The 18,107-nt window shown below is 64.3% G+C and carries 21 protein-coding genes; 15 read left to right on the top strand and 6 right to left on the bottom strand.

Going from position 1 to position 18,107, the window contains the following annotated elements:
* Nucleotides 1-57 precede the first annotated feature (57 nt).
* Together ACNJYA_RS21950 and ACNJYA_RS21945 are read left to right on the top strand one after the other, a co-directional pair.
* Entirely contained in the window at nt 58-267 is a 210-nt protein-coding gene (locus ACNJYA_RS21950) for a YgaP family membrane protein (protein ID WP_172786408.1), read from the top strand.
* Nucleotides 264-785 (top strand): RNA polymerase sigma factor, encoded by a 522-nt coding sequence (locus ACNJYA_RS21945; protein WP_172786409.1) that lies wholly within the window; start codon nt 264-266, stop codon nt 783-785. The genes ACNJYA_RS21950 and ACNJYA_RS21945 overlap by 4 nt, the downstream gene beginning before the upstream one ends.
* Nucleotides 786-856: 71 nt before the next feature.
* Here ACNJYA_RS21945 and ACNJYA_RS21940 read toward each other — a convergent pair whose 3' ends face one another.
* Both ACNJYA_RS21940 and ACNJYA_RS21935 read right to left on the bottom strand, forming a co-directional pair.
* A complete protein-coding gene (locus tag ACNJYA_RS21940; protein WP_439400730.1) occupies nt 857-2,197 on the bottom strand; it encodes an RtcB family protein in 1,341 nt (446 codons plus the stop codon).
* Between the two features lie 108 nt (nt 2,198-2,305).
* Nucleotides 2,306-3,631: a TROVE domain-containing protein gene (locus ACNJYA_RS21935; protein ID WP_439400729.1), complete on the bottom strand. Its 1,326-nt coding sequence runs from the start codon at nt 3,629-3,631 to the stop codon at nt 2,306-2,308.
* Between the two features lie 1,167 nt (nt 3,632-4,798).
* On the opposite strand from ACNJYA_RS21935, the gene ACNJYA_RS21930 reads away from it, so the two are divergent.
* Nucleotides 4,799-5,470, top strand: coding sequence for a DUF429 domain-containing protein (locus tag ACNJYA_RS21930; RefSeq protein WP_439400728.1), 672 nt, complete (start codon nt 4,799-4,801; stop codon nt 5,468-5,470).
* A gap of 6 nt (nt 5,471-5,476) precedes the next feature.
* Here ACNJYA_RS21930 and ACNJYA_RS21925 read toward each other — a convergent pair whose 3' ends face one another.
* Nucleotides 5,477-5,680 carry a hypothetical protein gene (locus tag ACNJYA_RS21925; RefSeq protein ID WP_172786412.1) on the bottom strand — a complete coding sequence of 68 codons (204 nt, stop codon included), beginning with the start codon at nt 5,678-5,680 and terminating at the stop codon, nt 5,477-5,479.
* Between the two features lie 163 nt (nt 5,681-5,843).
* Here ACNJYA_RS21925 and ACNJYA_RS21920 point away from each other — a divergent pair, with 163 nt between their 5' ends.
* Together ACNJYA_RS21920 and ACNJYA_RS21915 are read left to right on the top strand one after the other, a co-directional pair.
* Nucleotides 5,844-5,990 carry a hypothetical protein gene (locus ACNJYA_RS21920; protein ID WP_175424029.1) on the top strand — a complete coding sequence of 49 codons (147 nt, stop codon included), beginning with the start codon at nt 5,844-5,846 and terminating at the stop codon, nt 5,988-5,990.
* A 75-nt stretch (nt 5,991-6,065) separates the two neighbouring features.
* The gene (locus tag ACNJYA_RS21915; protein ID WP_212257514.1) at nt 6,066-6,770 is read left to right on the top strand and encodes a glutathione S-transferase family protein; all 705 of its coding nucleotides are present in this window, start codon (nt 6,066-6,068) and stop codon (nt 6,768-6,770) included.
* A 7-nt stretch (nt 6,771-6,777) separates the two neighbouring features.
* Here ACNJYA_RS21915 and ACNJYA_RS21910 read toward each other — a convergent pair whose 3' ends face one another.
* Entirely contained in the window at nt 6,778-7,149 is a 372-nt protein-coding gene (locus ACNJYA_RS21910) for a tRNA-binding protein (RefSeq protein WP_172786414.1), read from the bottom strand.
* A 106-nt stretch (nt 7,150-7,255) separates the two neighbouring features.
* Here ACNJYA_RS21910 and ACNJYA_RS21905 point away from each other — a divergent pair, with 106 nt between their 5' ends.
* A complete protein-coding gene (locus ACNJYA_RS21905) occupies nt 7,256-7,615 on the top strand; it encodes an ArsC family reductase (protein ID WP_212257515.1) in 360 nt (119 codons plus the stop codon).
* A 3-nt stretch (nt 7,616-7,618) separates the two neighbouring features.
* On the opposite strand, the gene ACNJYA_RS21900 is transcribed toward ACNJYA_RS21905, so the two are convergent.
* Nucleotides 7,619-8,299: a hypothetical protein gene (locus tag ACNJYA_RS21900; protein ID WP_439400727.1), complete on the bottom strand. Its 681-nt coding sequence runs from the start codon at nt 8,297-8,299 to the stop codon at nt 7,619-7,621.
* Nucleotides 8,300-8,604: 305 nt separating this feature from the next.
* On the opposite strand from ACNJYA_RS21900, the gene ACNJYA_RS21895 reads away from it, so the two are divergent.
* From ACNJYA_RS21895 to ACNJYA_RS21865, 7 genes are all read left to right on the top strand, one after another.
* Nucleotides 8,605-9,360, top strand: coding sequence for an ABC transporter ATP-binding protein (locus ACNJYA_RS21895; protein ID WP_172786417.1), 756 nt, complete (start codon nt 8,605-8,607; stop codon nt 9,358-9,360).
* Nucleotides 9,353-10,099 (top strand): ABC transporter ATP-binding protein, encoded by a 747-nt coding sequence (locus tag ACNJYA_RS21890; protein WP_212257518.1) that lies wholly within the window; start codon nt 9,353-9,355, stop codon nt 10,097-10,099. The genes ACNJYA_RS21895 and ACNJYA_RS21890 overlap by 8 nt, the downstream gene beginning before the upstream one ends.
* Before the next feature lie 55 nt (nt 10,100-10,154).
* Nucleotides 10,155-11,375 carry an ABC transporter substrate-binding protein gene (locus ACNJYA_RS21885; protein WP_439363278.1) on the top strand — a complete coding sequence of 407 codons (1,221 nt, stop codon included), beginning with the start codon at nt 10,155-10,157 and terminating at the stop codon, nt 11,373-11,375.
* 75 nt (nt 11,376-11,450) lie between these two features.
* Nucleotides 11,451-12,314 carry a branched-chain amino acid ABC transporter permease gene (locus tag ACNJYA_RS21880; RefSeq protein ID WP_036000843.1) on the top strand — a complete coding sequence of 288 codons (864 nt, stop codon included), beginning with the start codon at nt 11,451-11,453 and terminating at the stop codon, nt 12,312-12,314.
* A 1-nt stretch (nt 12,315) separates the two neighbouring features.
* Entirely contained in the window at nt 12,316-13,284 is a 969-nt protein-coding gene (locus ACNJYA_RS21875) for a branched-chain amino acid ABC transporter permease (protein ID WP_172786420.1), read from the top strand.
* 155 nt (nt 13,285-13,439) lie between these two features.
* Entirely contained in the window at nt 13,440-14,084 is a 645-nt protein-coding gene (locus tag ACNJYA_RS21870) for a DUF47 domain-containing protein (protein ID WP_439400726.1), read from the top strand.
* 9 nt (nt 14,085-14,093) lie between these two features.
* Complete coding sequence (locus tag ACNJYA_RS21865; protein ID WP_439400725.1) at nt 14,094-15,098, top strand: inorganic phosphate transporter; 1,005 nt, start codon at nt 14,094-14,096, stop codon at nt 15,096-15,098.
* Here ACNJYA_RS21865 and sugE read toward each other — a convergent pair.
* Nucleotides 15,091-15,405 (bottom strand): quaternary ammonium compound efflux SMR transporter SugE, encoded by a 315-nt coding sequence (gene sugE, locus ACNJYA_RS21860; RefSeq protein WP_439400724.1) that lies wholly within the window; start codon nt 15,403-15,405, stop codon nt 15,091-15,093. The genes ACNJYA_RS21865 and sugE overlap by 8 nt on opposite strands.
* A 174-nt stretch (nt 15,406-15,579) precedes the next feature.
* On the opposite strand from sugE, the gene ACNJYA_RS21855 reads away from it, so the two are divergent.
* Both ACNJYA_RS21855 and ACNJYA_RS21850 read left to right on the top strand, forming a co-directional pair.
* Nucleotides 15,580-17,202 (top strand): peptide chain release factor 3, encoded by a 1,623-nt coding sequence (locus ACNJYA_RS21855; protein ID WP_172786423.1) that lies wholly within the window; start codon nt 15,580-15,582, stop codon nt 17,200-17,202.
* A gap of 272 nt (nt 17,203-17,474) precedes the next feature.
* Complete coding sequence (locus ACNJYA_RS21850; protein ID WP_172786512.1) at nt 17,475-18,053, top strand: hypothetical protein; 579 nt, start codon at nt 17,475-17,477, stop codon at nt 18,051-18,053.
* The last annotated feature ends 54 nt before the right edge of the window (nt 18,054-18,107 follow it).

Here is an 18,107-nt window from a genome sequence, read left to right as displayed (position 1 = left end):
TCGTCGCGTCCTCTTGATGGTCGAGGCAATCGGTCTCGGCCCATGTCGGAGGATGTGATGGGATTCTATCGAAAGAACATCGGCGGACTGCATCAGGCGGTGCGGGTCGTCCTGGGTATCGCGGTCGCGGTTGCGGCGTTCGTTTATCTTGCCGGTGCGGCGGCATGGCTGGTCGCGCTCGGTGGCGCCGGCTTCGCGCTGACCGGTCTCGTCGGTTATTGCCCGATGTGCGCGATGGCGGGCATCGGCAAGGGAGGGATGTCGTGAGTGCGGCGGCGATCTCGCCAAGTCTGTTCGAGGCCGCACGGCTCGGCGATATCAGGGCGATCGCGCGCCTGCTCGAGACGGCACAGCCGGACATCCGCCGCTACGCGCGCGCGACCTGCCGCAGCTCGGCGGACGCCGAGGATGCGACGCAGGAGGCGTTGTGGATTCTGTTCCGTCACGTCGGCACGATTCGTTCGCTGCTGGCATTGTCGGCCTGGTTGTTCAGCGTTGTCCGGCGCGAATGCCTGCGGCTTGCGCGTCGGGCCGGCCTTATGCCGGCTGTCGATGAGGGCGAGGCGGAGGCCGCACTGCTGTTGCGCCCTGAGGCCGACCTGCGGCTCGACGTCGCCGCGGCGTTCGAGGCGCTGCCGCCGCACTATCGGGATGTCGCGCTGATGCGCGACGTCAAGGAGATGACGATCGATGAGATTGCCGCCGCGCTGGGCGCGACCAGGCAGACCGTGAAGGCGCGGCTGCATCGCGCCCGCGCGTTGATGCGCGAATATCTGACGAGATGAGAGACGATCGAATTCAGAAAAATATGAAGTGACGTGGGCGGGAGACATCGCCTCCCGCCCAGGGTTTCGCTTCATTCCTTCCACGGATCGAACTCGCCTTCGCCGGCCATGGCGACGGCGAACGGCCGCAGCGTGTGCAGCACCCGCACGGTGCCGGCATGCTGCGCGAGCACGTCCGGCAGGCGGCGATAGGCCATCGGGCTCTCGTCGAGGTCGGCACCAATCAAGGTGACGCCGCGCTCGTTCAGCCAACGGTCCATCTCCTCGCGCGAGAAGCGCCGCTTCGCCTCACGTCGTCCGAACAGGCGGCCGGCGCCGTGCACGGTCGAGTAGAGCGAAGCCTTGGCTTCCGGGCTGTCGACGCCTTCGAGGATGACGGCGTCGTCGCCCATGGAGCCGCCGACGAATCCCTTCTGGCCGGGAAACGCCGGGGTCGCGCCCTTGCGCACCACCCACAAGTCCTTGCCGCCGTGGGTCTCACGCCAGGCGTAATTTTGGTGATTGTGCACGCTCTCGGTGACGTTGCCGCCGATGATCCGGCGGACGCGCTCGACGACCCACTCGCGGCCCGCATAGGCGTAACGCCCGGCGAGATGCATCGCCGCGATATAGCGGCGGCCGAGCTCGCTGTCCTCGTCGACCACGGCGGGCGGGACGTTCATGCCGTCCTTGCCGCCGGCGGCCTTGAGGTAGCGCGTCGCGGAGGTGTGCCCGAGACCGCGGCTGCCGAAATGGACGCCGATCCAGACGAAGCCTTCTTCGTCGCGCATGAGGTCGACATAGTGGTTGCCCGATCCGACCGTGCCGAGCTGCTTCACCGCCTTCTGACGGTAGTCCTCCATGTCGCTTTCGCGCCAGGCATCGCCGTCGTCGAACAGGTCGTGCTCGGCCCGTTCCGCGTTGGCACGTCCGACGCCGAACGAGATCACCTTGGCGACGTCGCGGATGATCGTGGGAGCGATCTCCGCAATGTCGTCGAAGCGGGTGTCGAGCCGGGCCGCCATGTTGCCGCAGCCGATGTCGAAGCCGACGCCGGAGATGCTGATCTGCTTCTCGTAGGCGATGACCCCGCCGACTGGCTGGGCGTAGCCGAGATGGCCGTCGGCGCAGATCACGCCGGAGACGACGTTGCCGATCGCCATGCAGTTGCGCATCTGCGCGATCGTCGCATCCTCGTGCGGGCCGAACACCTTCAGGGGCGCGTTCTGGAAGCGGGCGTCCTGCGTCCGGAACTCGGCGATCGAGCTCGCGGTCGCATTGGCCTCGCGGGCAAGATGCTCCTTGCGCGCGGCGTCCTTGTACAGGCACCAGGCCGGCTGGCCGCGTCCTTCGCCGACGCGCGAGTCGGGATCGACACCGGCGGCGAGGCAGAGCTCGCGGGCGCGTTCCATGTAGGGATCGGGTCGTCGCATGGTCCTAGGTCCTTGTCATTCCGCGCGCGCCATAACGGGGCGGGCGGATCATTTCAGAGATTTGCTGGCCCCGGGCGCGGCTCGCGTCCGGGGCCATTGTCGTTGCGCTCAGTTCAACGCCGTCTCCGACGCCGCGATCCACGCGACCACGGCCTCAGAGAAGCCGTTGACGCGGGTCCAGGCGCCGTGGCCGACACCGTGCAGATACGAGGCCACGTTCACCATCGTGCCGCGCGCTTTGGGCTCGGGCACCTGGTCATGGCTCTGCTCGTCGGTGAAGACGATCAGGCGATCGCCCTTGCGGTCGATCTCCGCCACCGCCTTGCCGAGCCAGGTTCCGCTATGCGGCTGCGAGTCGATGATCGCATCTCGAAGCGCGAAGCCGCGGCGGGGAGGGACCTTCACCACCCTGTCGGAGAAGGTGAAGATCTCGACCTCGTCGCAGATCTCGCGCGCGAGGATGGCAAGGCCACACGCCGCCTCCGCGCGCGTCATTTCCGACTGAGCGGAGAGCGTCGCGAACATCGAGCCCGACACGTCGATCAGGAGCCGGGTACGGCCCGGAAGCCGCACATGGTCCTTGACCGACTTGAGCATCGCTGCCTCGAGCTCGGGCTCGAAGTCCGGCGCATAGCGTGCCGCCGTGATGAAGCGATAGGGAAGGATACGATCCGTCCGCATCGCCTCGATCGCGCCTGCGATGGTCTCGCGCGGGACCTGCGCAGTCTGCATCAGGCGCAGATTGCGCAGCAGCGCCAGGCCGCCGAGCTTGCGCTCGGCGATCAGCCGCTCGAAGGTCTCGCGCTTGTCCTTGCCGGCCGAGAGCGAAACCTCCCAGGTGTCGGGGGAGGCGAGCTCGCCGTCGACGAGCTGCTTCCACACCTTTGCCTGTTCGGCATCCCTGGGCTTGGCGTGCACGAGAAACAAGACGTCCCTGATCCGCACCGCACCGTCGCGGTCCCACTTGGCGAGCTGGTAGGCGTCGAACTTGGTCAGCGCCCGGGCAAGACCCTTCTTCACCTGCGCCGACACCGGCTGCCGCTTGCGCTGCTGCATTGGCCCCAGCGCATCCGCCCAGTAGATCGCGAGCAGCTCCGTCATCTCGTCGGGACGCTGGATCACCTGAGCGAGCGTGTCCGCGACGAGGCCGCGGTGCTTCTCGTTCCGCGCCATCTCGCGGATGACGAGCAGCGGTGCGTGCCGCAGCTTCATCACCTCGCGGGCCTCGATCGCAAGCTGCGCGACGCGCTCCGGCGCGACCTTGGGCACGAGGGCCTTGATGCGGTCGGCGATCGCAACGCCGTCCTCATAGAACTGGTCCTCCCACAGGAGGCAGTTCATCAGTGCCCGCTTCAGCTCCATCTCGGGCGTGAAGCGCCTTGCACGCGCGCCCTCCCGCGTGAAGGCGCGAACGATCTTGTTGAGCCTGACCATGACGGCCTCCTCTTGGGTTGACGGGGACATGAAACGGTGCCGGGGAACAGGCGAGGCTGTCCTGCCCACGAGGGGCTCCACATGCTCTACCGCTGAGCTACGGACTTTCGTCCGGAAGGAGTCGAACCTTCGACAGTGTGATCACGAAGTAACAGCACTCTTCACCACCGGCGGTGGCTAAGGACACGATCCGGGAACAGGCGATTGCTGTACCCAGCGAGCCGAAGCTCGCCGGAAAGCGCTCTATCCTCTGAGCTACCGGTGCATGGGACACCGGGCGGGATTCGAACCCGCGACCTCTCGCGTTGCAGGCGAAGTAACAGAAATCTTCACCACGGACCGTGATGGGGTTGGCGGGGAACGATCGATGCTGTTGCTGCCCTTGCGGGCGATCCGCCTTTCGGCGCGCAGGGTTCGAACCTGCTCGGCGCTTTCGCGCCTTCACCACGAAGTAACAGACATCTTCACCACCGCCAGGCCGACGCCTTCGCATCGGCCGTTGATGGGTACGCTGGGGAACGGGGCGATATCGCCTTGTTGGGATGGCAACCAAGTGTCCTCCACCTGTGACAATAGCGCAGAGCGCGTAAGTCAGAGGCGAAGTTCGAGCCCGCTCTTCCATCGTGTGAAGTATTCGATATCCTCACCACCAGCGTCGGTTGAGCCGCGACCACTCGCGGCAAACCGAGTTACAAAAATTCGATCGCGGCGCTGTCGACGCGCCGCACTTTGCGAACCCTGAAGGGTTCGCTCTGCCATCGGTGTCCGGCTCATCGCCTCGTTCCCTCCGGCAGGCCCCGCGCACTTGGACACGCGCCTTCTCAGCGCGAGCCCGGGATCCGGGTCTCCCGTTCCGGCCATCGCCGGTTGTTCGGTTGGGCCGCGCGGCGGGCAACAAAAAACCCTCCGGAGCGGCAGGCTCGGGAGGGTCCGTGAGAAGCGGACTGTCGATCTTGCGGTCAGGCAAGATCGCTCCCATGAGCCGGGCATGCGCAATCGAATAGCTTGTGGCTATTCGGCGTGCGGACAATTCTTTCGTAGCGGTACGACATCGCTCGGTTCATGGTGTCTGTCGCAAAACGGAAGTGCTTGCGAGGGCGCGGGACATACGCCCGCAACTTGCGGATGTCAAGCGAGGCGGGGCGCGGAAATTGAATTGACGGACGCATGACTCGCCAGAACTATTTGGGGCTCGACGGATTTCGTTTCGGCTGGGTCGCAGCGTGGATCGACGAGCGCGGCGATCACGGCTTCGATTATTCGACTAGCCTGACGCGTCTGCTCGCATTGCCGCACGCCCGCGCGATGATCGACATGCCGATCGGACTGGACGTGAGCGGCTATCGTGCCTGCGATTTGCGCGCACGGGAGCTGATCGGCCCTGCCGTGTTTCTGGGCGCGCGCCGCGACCTCTGGACCTTTCCGGACCTGGCGGCGGCCAATCGCCATTACTGGAAGCACGAAGGCGAGGGCAGGGGCGTGTCGGCGCAGCTCTGGAATATCAGGGACAAGATCAGGGAAGTCGATGAGGCCATGACGCCGGCGCGGCAGGCGACGATCGGCGAAGCGCATCCGGAATTGATCTTCTGGAATCTGGCAGGGCGCGTGCGGCTCGAACCGAAGACCTCGCCGCGGGGGCGAGAGCAGCGTATCGCGTTGCTGGGAGACCGCGGCTTCACTGAGGTCGAGAGATGGCTCACGCTTCGCCACGGCACCGGGATCGGTCGCGACGACCTCATCGACGCCTGTGCCTGCGCCGTCGCAGCGCGCGACAGCGCGCAATCCGTTGGCGACGGCAGGACCGATCCGCGCGGATTGCGGATGGAGATCAACTTCTGACGGCGATCAGCCCTCGACTTCGCCTTCGAGCTGACCGCGGCTGTCGGGGTCTGGATATGAGCCGCCCTCGTCGTCCAGTCTCGTTGCTCGCGATTCGTACTCGTCGGCCATCGTCCGCAACCGTTGCGCGGCTTTGCTGTGCTCGAGATCGTTCGCGACGCGGCGACAGCGTTCAGCGTGGTCGAGCAGGGCGCGTTTCTCGATGTTCATCGAGCGACAACGCGCGAGGGGGCCATTGGTCCCTACGCAAGCCGCCGGAACAGCACGATCGCTTCGCAGCGAGATCGGGAAAAAATAGCAATATTTAGTGCCGCCTGGAACGTGACGCCTGAGCCGACGTTCTACGCCAGAGGCTGTCGAGGGACATAATACCATGTACGACGTGTGCCAATTGGCGACCGCGATGCTCGCGATCGCCTTTACGGCCCTGCTGTTGATCACGGGTCAACGGTTCATCGAATCTCGGCTGCAGCGTGAAGCAAAGCCCCCGATCGTAGCGATGGCGACGCTGCCGCCCTAAGCACAGCCGGAAGTCACTTGCGCACTGCGGTATCTTGCCTAGATTGAGCACGCCTCAGTCCATGCAAAGGTCCCGATGTCCGATCTGTCCGTCTTCCCCATCACCAAGCGTTGGCCAGCCAAGCATCCCGAACGACTCCAGCTCTATTCGTTGCCGACGCCGAACGGCGTCAAGGTCTCGATCATGCTGGAGGAGATCGGGCTTCCTTACGAAGTCCACCTCGTCGATTTCGGCAAGGACGATCAGAAGACGGCCGAATTCCTCTCGCTCAATCCGAACGGCAAGATCCCGGCGATCCTCGATCCGAACGGCCCCGGCGGCAGGCCGCTGCCGCTGTTCGAATCCGGGGCGATCCTGCAATACCTCGCCGAAAAGACCGGAAAGCTGCTGCCGCAGGATGCCGCGCGGCGTTACCAGACGCTTCAGTGGCTGCACTTCCAGATGGGCGGCGTCGGGCCGATGTTCGGCCAGGTCGGCTTCTTCCACAAATTCGCCGGCAAGGATTACGAGGACAAACGGCCCCGCGACCGCTACGTCGCCGAAGCCAAGCGCCTGCTCGGCGTGATGGATGTGCATCTCGCCGGCCGGCAATGGTTCATGGACGATGACTACACCATCGCCGACATCTCCATGCTCGGCTGGGTGCGCAATCTCATCGGCTTTTATGGCGCCGGCGATCTCGTCGAGTTCACCCAGTTCAGGGCGGTCGGTGACTGGCTCGAGCGCGGGCTTGCGCGTCCGGCGGTGCAACGCGGATTGAACATTCCGCAGCGGCCGTAGGCCATCCCTAGAACAGCCGCCCGCCGTTCGGCACCGGCTTGCTCGGCTGCACCAGCACGACCTTGCCGTTGGCATCGGGGAAGCCGAGCGTCAGCACCTCGGAGACGACCGGGCCGATCTGGCGCGGCGGGAAATTGACGACGGCCGCGACCTGTTGCCCCACGAGGGTTTCGAGCGGGTGGTTTTCAGTGATCTGGGCCGAGCTCTTGCGCACGCCGATGGCGGGGCCGAAATCGATCCACAGCCGCCACGCCGGCTTGCGCGCTTCCGGAAACGGTTTTGCGTCGACGATGGTGCCGACACGGACGTCGACCGCGAGAAAAGTGTCGAAATCGATGGTCGGTGCGGCGGCTGCGGCGGGATCGTGGGTGACGTGCATGGTGATGTCCGTTTAAAGAGTTGGCGCGTGCCGCAATATTGTCGCGCGACGCGGAGTTTCGTACAACGCCACGCACATCACCGATACGCCATGCGCGAGGACTGTCTTGCCCACCATCATCTACGGCATCAAGAACTGCGACACCATGAAGAAGGCCCGCGCCTGGCTCGATGCCCATGGCGTGGCGTACGCGTTTCACGACTACAAGGCCGCGGGTGTGGAGAAGGACAGGCTCGAGCAGTGGACCGACAAGGTCGGTTGGGAGACCCTGCTCAATCGCGCCGGGACGACCTTCAAGAAGCTCCCCGATTCCGACAAGGAAGCCCTCACCGAGAAGAAGGCGCTGGCATTGATGCTAGCGCAACCATCGATGATCAAGCGGCCGGTGCTCGAAATCGGCAGCAAGCTGCTGGTCGGCTTCAAGCCGGATATCTATGCCAAGGAGGTCGGTGGCAAGGCGCGCTGACGGCTAGTTCAGCTCGATGATCTCGTTGGAAATAGCGGGGCCCGGCTGGTCCGCGAACTCGACCGTCTCGGCGGGTGCGATGCGGCCGGGGGCGCGATGAAACAGCTCGCGGTCGATCACGGCCCGCAGCTTCGGGCGCGGCAGCGCGTCATTTCCGCGCATCAGATTCTTGATCTCGAAGCCGCCGTCCTCGCAGAAGGTCTTCACTGACGCGATGACGTGGCTGACTCTGCCGTCGGTCAGGAACGGCAGCAGCAGCCGCTCATACGCGACGATGCGGCCATAGGTGTCGTCGACCTCGGCAACGCTGTAGACCGGAAGGCCGCGCGCGACGCATTCGAGATAGACCGGCACCACGTAGGGTGCGAGCCGAGGTCCGACATAGTCATCGAGCGAAACGCCCTTGCCGGTATGCCCATAGGCACGCGAGATGCGCGTGCCTTCGCTCTGGATGACGAGACGCGGCGTCGGCGTCGAAAGCTCCACCGTATAGTAGATCAGATCCGACAGCTCCTCCTCGAGCCGTGCGGGCTGATACTCCCAGATCGCCGGAACGATCTGCTGACGCGCATAAAGTCGCAGCCACGTGTTCAGGAGATCGCGCTGCCGGATCGACTTGACGACGGAGGGAGCCGCGCTTGCAAAATCCAAAGCAATATTCTCCGCACGTGAAAACCCGCGCATGATCGGGCTTGCGGGGAAATTATTGATGAAGGCTGGCGCGGGAGACGAAAGACCGTTAACGACGGCTTGATGGCCGGTGCCTTGCGAACCGGGAAGGCCGGGCAGGCACGACATCGACCTCTGCGACTAAGGGAGCATTTGTATCCCAGCCGAAGGCCTGACCTGCTCAGCTTTCCGCCTTGCCTAACCCCCGTCACCTCCGGCATATTCCGCGCCCGGAGGCGGCGCCCCGGTGGGCTGCAAGTCCTCCGGACAGCCGAAGCAACAAGGACAGCCACGCGCCGCGCGGGCAGGGGGAAAACTGTTTGGCCGATGAGTTCATTCTCGAAACGGAAGGCTTGACCAAGGAGTTCGCGGGCTTCTTCGCCGTCCGCGACGTTGCGCTCAAGGTTCGCCGTGGGAGCATTCATGCGTTGATCGGCCCGAACGGGGCCGGCAAGACGACCTGCTTCAATCTCTTGACCAAGTTCCTCAAGCCGTCGGCCGGGAAAATCCTGTACAAGGGGCAGGACATCACCGCGATGGCGCCGGCGGATGTGGCCCGCATGGGGCTGGTCCGTTCGTTCCAGATTTCGGCGGTGTTTCCCCATCTCACCGCGCTGGAGAACGTCCGCGTCGCGCTGCAGCGCCAGCATGGCTCCTCGTTCGACTTCTGGCGCTCCAAGTCGGTGCTCAACCGCTTCAATGATCGCGCGCGCGAGCTTTTGAGCGACGTCGGCCTCAGCGAGTTTGCCAATACGCCCGCGGTCGAGATGCCCTATGGGCGCAAGCGGGCGCTCGAGATCGCAACCACGCTCGCGCTCGACCCGGAAATGATGCTGCTCGACGAGCCGATGGCCGGCATGGGCCACGAGGACATCGACAAGATCGCGGCGCTGATCAAGCGCATCTCCGCGAAATACACCATCCTGATGGTCGAGCATAACTTGAGCGTCGTGGCCAACCTCTCCGACATCATCACCGTGCTGACGCGCGGGCAGGTGCTCGCGCAGGGCCATTACTCCGAGCTCACCAAGGACGAGCGCGTCAAGGAAGCTTACTTGGGAGCCGGTCATGCCTGACACTGCGATCGCCGAGGCTCCGGCCAAGGCTGCGACCGGCGGGAACATCCTGCAAGTCCGCAACCTCGAAGCCTGGTACGGCGAGTCCCACATCCTGCACGGGATCAACTTCGACGTGAATGCGGGCGAGGTCGTCACCCTGCTCGGGCGTAACGGCGCCGGCAAGACCACGACGCTGAAGTCGATCATGGGCATCATCGGCAAGCGTGCCGGTTCGGTGAAGTTCAACAACCAGGAGATCATCCGCGCGACCTCCGACAGGATCGCGCGCATGGGCATCGCCTTCTGCCCGGAAGAGCGGGGCATATTCTCCAGTCTCGACGTCCGCGAGAACTTGATGCTGCCGCCGGTGATCCGTGAAGGCGGATTGTCGCTCGAGCAGATCTTCGAGTTGTTCCCGAACCTGAAGGAGCGGCTGAACAGCCAGGGCACCAAGCTCTCGGGCGGCGAGCAGCAGATGCTCGCGATCGCGCGCATCCTGCGCACCGGCGCGAGCTTCCTGATGCTGGACGAGCCGACCGAGGGCCTCGCGCCCGTCATCATCCAGCAGATCGGCCACACCATTGCGCGGCTCAAGAAGGAGGGCTTCACGATCCTTCTGGTCGAGCAGAATTTCCGCTTCGCCTCCACCGTCGCCGACCGCTATTACGTGGTCGAGCACGGCAAGATCATTGACGGATTTTCCAATTCCGAGCTTGCCGCCAACATGGACAAGCTCCACACCTATCTCGGTGTGTAGCCGAGCAGGGCGGACGATCGAGAGTAACTATCAAAGGAATATTGGGAGGCTGATTATGAAGCACGGCATTTCGGCAATGTTGCTCGGGACGGCCCTGGCGCTCGGCGCGGCAGGTGGCGCAGTCGCGCAGGACAAGAACATCAAGATCGGCGTGCTGACCGACAATTCGGGACTCTATGCCGATCTCGGTGGCTCTGGCTCGACCGTCGCCGCACAGATGGCGATCGAGGATTCCGGGCTCGCTGCCAAGGGCTGGAAGCTCGACCTGATCTCCGCCGACCATCAGAACAAGCCCGACATCGGCTCCACGATTGCCCGGCAATGGATCGACGTCGAGAAGGTCGACATCTTCATGGATGTGCTGAACTCCGGCGTTGCGCTGGCGGTGAACAACATCGTCAAAGAGAAGAATTCCATCCTGATCAACACAGGTGCGGCGACGTCGGATCTCACCAACGCGCAATGCTCGCCGAACACGGTCCACTGGGTCTATGATACCTATATGCTGGCCAACAGCACCGGGCAGGCGCTGGTGAAGGCGGGCGGCGACACCTGGTATTTCCTCACCGCGGACTACGCCTTTGGCCATGCCCTCGAGCGCGACACCGCCGCGGTCGTGGTGAAGTCGGGCGGCAAGGTGATCGGCAATGTCAAGCATCCGCTGAATACTGCCGACTTCTCGTCGTTCCTGCTTCAGGCGCAGGCCTCCAAAGCCAAGATCATCGGCATGGCGAATGCCGGCGGCGACACCACCAACACCATCAAGCAGGCAGCGGAGTTCGGCATCGTCTCCGGCGGCCAGAAGCTTGCGGGCCTGCTGCTCTTCATCACCGACGTGCACTCGCTCGGTCTGAAGGTGGCGCAGGGCCTGAACTTCACCGAGACCTTCTATTGGGACATGAACGACGGTACGCGCGCGTTCTCCAAGCGCTTCTCCGAGCGCATGAAGAACAAGGCGATGCCCTCGATGGTGCAGGCCGGCGTCTACTCGGGTCTGCTGCATTATTTCAAGGCGCTGGAGGCGATGGGCGGCAACCCGCATGACGGGGCCAAGGTGGTCGCCAAGATGAAGGAGATGCCGACGGAGGATCCGCTGTTCGGCAAGGGAACGATCCGTGCGGACGGCCGCAAGCTACATCCCGCCTATCTGTTCGAGGTCAAAAAGCCCGAGGAATCCAAGGCGCCCTGGGACTATTACAAGCTGATCGGCACGACCCCCGGCGACCAGGCCTTCCGGCCGCTGTCGGAAAGCGCCTGTCCTCTGGTGAAGAAGTAACGGTGAACGATGCAGGCCGGTGCGCAACGGCGCCGGCCTGTTGTTGAGGAATAAAAGGGACCGGGTGCGGGATCGATGCAGGCTCTTTACGCTCAGCTACTGGTGGGACTGATCAACGGCTCGTTCTACGCGCTGCTCAGCCTCGGGCTTGCCGTCATCTTCGGCATGCTCAACATCATCAATTTCGCCCACGGTGCGCTCTACATGATGGGCGCCTTCGTCGCCTATTTCCTGTTGAACCTCGGCGGCATCAATTATTGGTGGGCGCTGTTGCTGGCGCCGATCATCGTCGGCATCTTCGGCATGATCCTGGAACGGACCATGCTGCAATGGCTGACCGGGCTCGATCATCTCTACGGCCTGCTCCTGACCTTCGGCATCGCGCTGATCGTGCAGGGCGTGTTCCAGAACTATTTCGGCTCCTCGGGTCTGCCTTACGCCATTCCCGACCAGCTCAGGGGCGGCATGAATCTCGGCTTCATGTTCCTGCCGATCTACCGCGGCTGGGTCGTCGTGTTCTCGCTGGCGGTGTGCCTCGCGACCTGGTTCCTGATCGAGAAGACGCAGCTCGGCGCTTACTTGCGCGCCGCCACCGAAAATCCGACGCTGGTGCGCGCCTTTGGCATCAACGTGCCGCGCATGATCACGCTCACCTACGGTCTCGGCGTCGGTCTTGCCGCGCTCGCCGGCGTGCTCTCGGCACCGATCAACCAGGTGCGGCCGCTGATGGGCGCCGACCTCATCATCGTCGTGTTCGCGGTGGTCGTGATCGGCGGCATGGGTTCGATCATGGGCTCCATCATCACCGGCTTCGCGCTCGGTGTGATCGAGGGCCTGACCAAGTATTTCTACCCCGAGGCCTCCAACACCGTCGTGTTCGTGCTGATGGTGCTGGTGCTCCTGGTGAAGCCAACGGGATTGACGGGAAGGGCGGCCTGAGATGACAACCCTGACGGACGACACGCTGCCGACGACCCCGCGCGCGATGCGCGACGAGATGACCGTGTTCGTGGCGATGGCGCTGCTGCTGGCAGCGGTGCCGTTCACGGGCCTCTACCCGTTCTTCGTGATGCAGGCGCTGTGCTTTGCGCTGCTCGCCTGCGCGTTCAACCTGCTGGTCGGCTATGGCGGCCTGCTGTCGTTCGGCCACGCCATGTTCTTGGGGACAGCCGGCTATTGCAGCGCGCATGCGCTGAAAGTGTGGGCGCTGCCGCCGGAGCTCGGCATTCTCGTCGGCGTGGCCGCGGCGTTCGTGCTCTCGATCATCACGGGCTACATCTCAATCCGCCGCCAGGGCATCTATTTCTCGATGATCACGCTGGCGCTGTCGCAGCTGTTGTACTTCATCTATCTCCAGGCCCCGTTCACCCATGGTGAGGACGGCATCCAGGGCATCCCGCAAGGACGCATGTTCGGCCTGCTCGATCTCTCCAAGCCGACGGTGCTGTACTATGTCGTGCTGGTTGGCTTCCTCGCCGGCTTCCTCCTGATCTTCCGCATCATCAACTCGCCGTTCGGCGAGGTGCTGAAGTCGATCCGCGAGAACGAGCAGCGCGCGATCTCGCTCGGCTACCGCACCGACCAGTACAAGTTCCTGGCCTTCGTCCTGTCGGGGACGCTCGCCGGCTTCGCCGGCGCGCTGAAGGTGTTCGTGGCGCAGAACGCCTCGCTCACCGACGTGCACTGGTCGATGTCGGGCGAGGTCGTGCTGATGACCCTGGTCGGGGGGCTCGGCACCATTTTCGGCCCCGTGGTCGGCGCCTTCGTGATCATCGCCATGCAGCAATATCTGGCGGGTTTCGGCCAGTGGGTGACAGTGATCCAGGGCGCGATCTTCGTGGTCTGCGTGCTCACCTTCCGCCGCGGCGTCATCGGCGAAATCGCGCATTACTTCCGGCGGTCGCTCTAAGTGGCTGATATTACATCAATTTCATTGGTGCAGGAAAGCGGTGGATGATCCGGCTCCGCGGGCGTGAGATGACGCGCGCGGATCGAAAATGGTCTATGACAGTTTTATGACAGCCCCTCGCGGGCCTGACCATTTTCAACCGGTAGCCTATCCCCATGATGCGATGGTTTCGTGCGTTCCTGCCCAAGGAAGAACGGTTCTTCGACCTGTTCGACCGACATGCCCAGACCGTGATCCAGGGCGCAATCGCCCTGCAGGGCATGCTCAATGGGGGTGAGGAGACGCCGGTCTATTGCCAGCGCGTCAACCAGTTCGAGAACGACGCGGATAACATCACCCGCGAGGTGCTGATGGCGGTGCGCCGCACCTTCATCACCCCGTTCGACCGCGGCGACATCAAGAACCTGATCACCTCTCTGGACGATGCCATCGACCAAATGCAGCAGACAGCCAAGGCCGTGATGCTGTTCGAGGTGCGCGCCTTCGAGCCGCCGATGCGCGAGATCGGCGGACTCCTGATCGAATGCGCCAATCTGGTGGGACGCGCGCTGCCTTTGATGCAGTCGATCGGCCCGAACGTCGCGATGCTGACCGCGATCACGGAAGAGCTCGGCAAGCTGGAGGGGCGGGTCGACGATCTCCACGATATCGGGCTGAAGGAGCTGTTCCTCAAGCATCGCGACGGCAATGCGATGGATTTCATCGTCGGGGTCGAGATCTACGACCATCTCGAGAAGGTGGCGGACCGCTTCGATGACGTTGCGAACGAAATCAACAGCATCGTCATCGAGCAGGTATAGGGCCTCGCCGTGGATGCCGCGTTGGGTCTTCCCGTCCTGGTCGGCTTGATCGCCGTCGCGCTGCTGTTCGACTTCCTGAACGGCCTGCACGACGCCGCCAATTCGATCGCGACCATCGTCTCGACCCGCGTTCTGCGGCCGCAATTCGCGGTGTTCTGGGCCGCCTTCTTCAATTTCATCGCCTTCCTGGTGTTCGGGCTGCACGTCGCCCAGACCATCGGCACCGGCATCATCGATCCCGCGGTCGTCGACGCCCAGGTGATCTTCGCGGCGCTCGTCGGCGCCATCGTCTGGAATCTCGTGACCTGGGCGCTCGGCATTCCGTCCTCGTCCTCGCACGCACTGATCGGCGGGCTGGTCGGCGGCGGCACGGCCAAGGCCGGCATCTCGGCCGCGGTGTGGAGCGGCCTGTCCAAGACCGTGCTTGCGATCGTGCTGTCGCCGCTGGTCGGCTTCCTGCTCGCGATGTTGCTGGTGGCGATCGTGTCCTGGGCCTCGGTGCGCTCGACGCCGTTCGCGGTCGACCGCGCCTTCCGCATCCTGCAATTCGCCTCCGCCTCGCTCTATTCGCTCGGCCATGGCGGCAACGACGCGCAGAAGACCATGGGCATCATCGCGGTGCTGCTCTATTCGCAGGGCCATCTCGGCAGCGACTTCTCGGTGCCGTTCTGGGTGGTGCTGTCCTGCCAGGCGGCGATGGCGCTGGGCACGCTGATGGGCGGCTGGCGCATCGTCCGCACCATGGGCCTGCGCATCACCAAGCTGACGCCGATGCAGGGCTTTTGCGCCGAGACCGGGGGCGCGGCGACGCTGTTCATGGCGACCTATCTCGGGGTTCCCGTCTCGACCACCCACACCATCACAGGCGCCATCGTCGGCGTCGGCGCCGCCCGCCGCGTCTCGGCGGTGCGCTGGAACGTCGCCAGCTCGATCGTCTACGCCTGGGTGATCACGATCCCGGCCTCGGCCATCGTGGCCGCGCTGACCTGGTGGGTGGTCCAGCTCGTCAGGTAACGAGCTTCAGTCCGATGATGCCGGCGACGATCAGGCCGATGCTGGCGAGGCGGAAGGCCGTGGCCGGCTCGCCGAACAGGACAATGCCGAGCGTCGCCGTGCCGACCGCGCCGATGCCGGTCCAGACCGCATAGGCGGTTCCGACGGGCAACGATTTGAGCGCAATTCCGAGCAGGATGACGCTGCCGGCCATGGCCGCCAGCGTGACCGCGGACGGAACAAGCTTGCTGAAACCTTCGGTGTATTTCAGGCCGATCGCCCAGGTGATCTCGAGAAGACCGGCGACGAACAGGATGCTCCAGGCCATGACGACCCTCCATCAAGGCAGGGTCGTCCCCGCGGCTGAGGTGCTGATGGGCGGGGAAGGCCGTCCTCCCCCAAGACTGATATACCCAAGCGTCGATATGGGGCTGGCCGGAAGTCCCCGCAATCACCAAATGAGGCTTGATCAGGCCCGTTTTCCCTGCCACACGCTCCCGCCATGTCCGACATCGCCACCACCACAGCCGAATCGCCGGCCCGTTCCCCGCTTGCCGCTGAGGTGGCGCGGCGGCGGACCTTTGCGATCATCTCCCACCCCGACGCCGGCAAGACCACGCTGACCGAGAAGCTGCTGCTGTTCGGCGGCGCCATCAACCTCGCCGGCCAGGTCAAGGCCAAGGGCGAGCGGCGCAACACGCGTTCGGACTGGATGAAGATCGAGCGCGAGCGCGGCATCTCGGTCGTGACCTCGGTGATGACCTTCGAGTTCGAGGGCCTCGTGTTCAACCTGCTGGACACGCCGGGCCACGAGGACTTTTCGGAAGACACCTATCGCACGCTGACGGCGGTCGATTCCGCCGTGATGGTGATCGACGCCGCCAAGGGCATCGAGGCGCGCACCCGAAAACTGTTCGAGGTGTGCCGGCTGCGCGACATCCCGATCATCACCTTCATCAACAAGATGGACCGCGAGAGCCGCGACGTGTTCGAGCTGCTCGACGAGATCGAGAAGACGCTGGCGCTCGACACCACGCCGATGACCTGGCCGGTCGGCCGTGGCCGCGACTTCCTCGGCACCTATGACGTCGTCAATGGCGGCGTGCGCCTGCTCGAAGGCGGCGGCGCCAAGACCGGCGCGGCGCAGCAGATCGCGATCGAGGAATTGGCCAAGCTCAACGCCAATCTCGACGTCTCCGCCGTGAAGGACGAGCTCGAGCTCGTCACCGCGGCGTCGAAGCCGTTCGAGCTGGAAGCGTTCCGCGAGGGCCATCTGACGCCGGTCTATTTCGGCAGTGCGCTGCGCAATTTCGGCGTCGGCGACCTCCTGGAAGGCCTCGGCAAGTTCGCGCCCGAGCCGCGCGCGCAGGACAGCGACCAGCGCAAGGTCGAGGCCACCGATCCCCGCATGAGCGCCTTCGTGTTCAAGATCCAGGCCAACATGGATCCCAACCACCGCGACCGCATCGCGTTTGCGCGCCTCTGCTCGGGCAAGCTCAGCCGCGGCATGAAGGCGAAGCTGGTGCGCACCGGCAAGAGCATGCCGCTGTCGAGCCCGCAATTCTTCTTCGCGCAGGATCGCTCGGTCGCGGACGAGGCCTTCGCCGGCGACGTCGTCGGCATTCCCAACCACGGCACGCTGCGCATCGGCGACACGCTGACGGAAGGCGAGGAATTCAACTTCGTCGGCGTGCCGAGCTTTGCGCCGGAAATCGTCCGCCGCGTCCGTCTCACCGACGCGATGAAGGCGAAGAAGCTGAAGGAAGCGCTGCAGCAGATGTCGGAAGAGGGCGTGGTGCAGGTGTTCCGCCCCCGCGATGGCGCCCCGGCGCTGGTCGGCGTGGTCGGCGCGCTGCAGCTCGACGTGCTCAAGGCGCGGCTCGAGGCGGAATATTCGCTGCCGGTCGAGTTCGAGGTCAGCGAGTTCCAGCTGGCGCGCTGGGTCTCTTCGGAGGACCGCAAGAAGCTCGACACCTTCATCGCCGCCAACACCTCGAGCATCGCCGACGACGTCGACGGCGATCCCGTCTATCTCGCCCGCAACGAGTTCTATCTCGGCTACACCCGGGAGCGGGCCGAGGGCATCGAGTTCAGCAATGTCAAGGACGTCAAGAAGAAGGGGTAGGGCGGCGCGCCCTCCACTGGGCGGCCACATACCCGCTGCGCAAGCACACCCTCCGCTGTCACGCAAGCACACCTTCCGCTGTCATGCCCCGGCTTGACCAGGGCATCCAGTACGCCGCGGCCTGTCGATTCAGCCACTACCGTCTCGGAGTACTGGGTCGCCCGGTCAAGCCGGGCGACGACAGCGTGCCTGAACGCGAGCATGTGAACGCGCGCGGACTTGACGCGTTCATGGACAGCGCCACTTTTCTCGTGACCTTGCGAGCTCACTCCATGTGGCGCGGCATTCTCGTTCTGACCCTGCTGACGATCTCAACGATCGTCGTCGACGCACGGCCGCGCCAGATCAATCCGATCCCGTTCGCGCACGAGCCTTGCAGCGTGCTCGACGGCGAGCCCTGCACGCCGTCCTATTGCAGCCCGCTCGAACCCGGGCCATGCATTCCCGAGATCGATTACCCTTACGGCCAGAACCTCCAACTCACCGTCGAAAGCGTGCCGGCGGAAGCTGATCGCGCCAAATATCAAAAGCCCGATCACGACCTCGATACGATCGGCGACCTCTTCGCCGCGCTGCGCAGCTGCTGGTCGCCGCCATCGGACCGTGCGCGCACGGGCATGCAGATGTCGGTGCGTTTCAGCTTCAACAAGGCCGGCGGCCTGATCGGCCCGCCGCGCCTCACATACGCGACTGCGGGTGTGCCGGCGGATATCCGAACCACCTATCTCAACGCGATCAATTCATCGCTGAAGGCCTGCCTGCCGCTGAAGTTCACGAGCGGTCTTGGCGGGGCGTTGGCCGGGCGACCCATCGCCATCCGTTATGTCGACAATCGGGAGCTCGGCAAGTAGCGCGCGAGTTGCGACCATCGGCCAATCGATGATACCTCAGAGGCGGGGGCTGCT

The sequence above is a fragment of the Bradyrhizobium sp. BLXBL-01 genome, from assembly GCF_051853025.1.
Lineage (GTDB): Bacteria > Pseudomonadota > Alphaproteobacteria > Rhizobiales > Xanthobacteraceae > Bradyrhizobium.
Note: the sequence above shows the minus strand (reverse complement) of the source record. Positions and strands in the feature narration are given on the sequence as shown.

Coding starts and splice junctions, on each gene's coding strand:
- ACNJYA_RS21950 (WP_172786408.1), top strand. CDS start 58: ATGGGATTCTATCGAAAGAACATCGGCGGACTGCATCAGGCGGTGCGG.
- ACNJYA_RS21885 (WP_439363278.1), top strand. CDS start 10,155: ATGAAGCACGGCATTTCGGCAATGTTGCTCGGGACGGCCCTGGCGCTC.
- ACNJYA_RS21900 (WP_439400727.1), bottom strand. CDS start 8,299: ATGCGCGGGTTTTCACGTGCGGAGAATATTGCTTTGGATTTTGCAAGC.
- ACNJYA_RS21925 (WP_172786412.1), bottom strand. CDS start 5,680: ATGAACATCGAGAAACGCGCCCTGCTCGACCACGCTGAACGCTGTCGC.
- ACNJYA_RS21870 (WP_439400726.1), top strand. CDS start 13,440: ATGATGCGATGGTTTCGTGCGTTCCTGCCCAAGGAAGAACGGTTCTTC.
- ACNJYA_RS21940 (WP_439400730.1), bottom strand. CDS start 2,197: ATGCGACGACCCGATCCCTACATGGAACGCGCCCGCGAGCTCTGCCTC.
- ACNJYA_RS21920 (WP_175424029.1), top strand. CDS start 5,844: ATGTACGACGTGTGCCAATTGGCGACCGCGATGCTCGCGATCGCCTTT.
- ACNJYA_RS21880 (WP_036000843.1), top strand. CDS start 11,451: ATGCAGGCTCTTTACGCTCAGCTACTGGTGGGACTGATCAACGGCTCG.
- ACNJYA_RS21850 (WP_172786512.1), top strand. CDS start 17,475: ATGTGGCGCGGCATTCTCGTTCTGACCCTGCTGACGATCTCAACGATC.
- ACNJYA_RS21915 (WP_212257514.1), top strand. CDS start 6,066: ATGTCCGATCTGTCCGTCTTCCCCATCACCAAGCGTTGGCCAGCCAAG.
- ACNJYA_RS21935 (WP_439400729.1), bottom strand. CDS start 3,631: ATGGTCAGGCTCAACAAGATCGTTCGCGCCTTCACGCGGGAGGGCGCG.
- ACNJYA_RS21875 (WP_172786420.1), top strand. CDS start 12,316: ATGACAACCCTGACGGACGACACGCTGCCGACGACCCCGCGCGCGATG.
- ACNJYA_RS21890 (WP_212257518.1), top strand. CDS start 9,353: ATGCCTGACACTGCGATCGCCGAGGCTCCGGCCAAGGCTGCGACCGGC.
- ACNJYA_RS21930 (WP_439400728.1), top strand. CDS start 4,799: ATGACTCGCCAGAACTATTTGGGGCTCGACGGATTTCGTTTCGGCTGG.
- ACNJYA_RS21855 (WP_172786423.1), top strand. CDS start 15,580: ATGTCCGACATCGCCACCACCACAGCCGAATCGCCGGCCCGTTCCCCG.
- sugE (WP_439400724.1), bottom strand. CDS start 15,405: ATGGCCTGGAGCATCCTGTTCGTCGCCGGTCTTCTCGAGATCACCTGG.
- ACNJYA_RS21910 (WP_172786414.1), bottom strand. CDS start 7,149: ATGCACGTCACCCACGATCCCGCCGCAGCCGCCGCACCGACCATCGAT.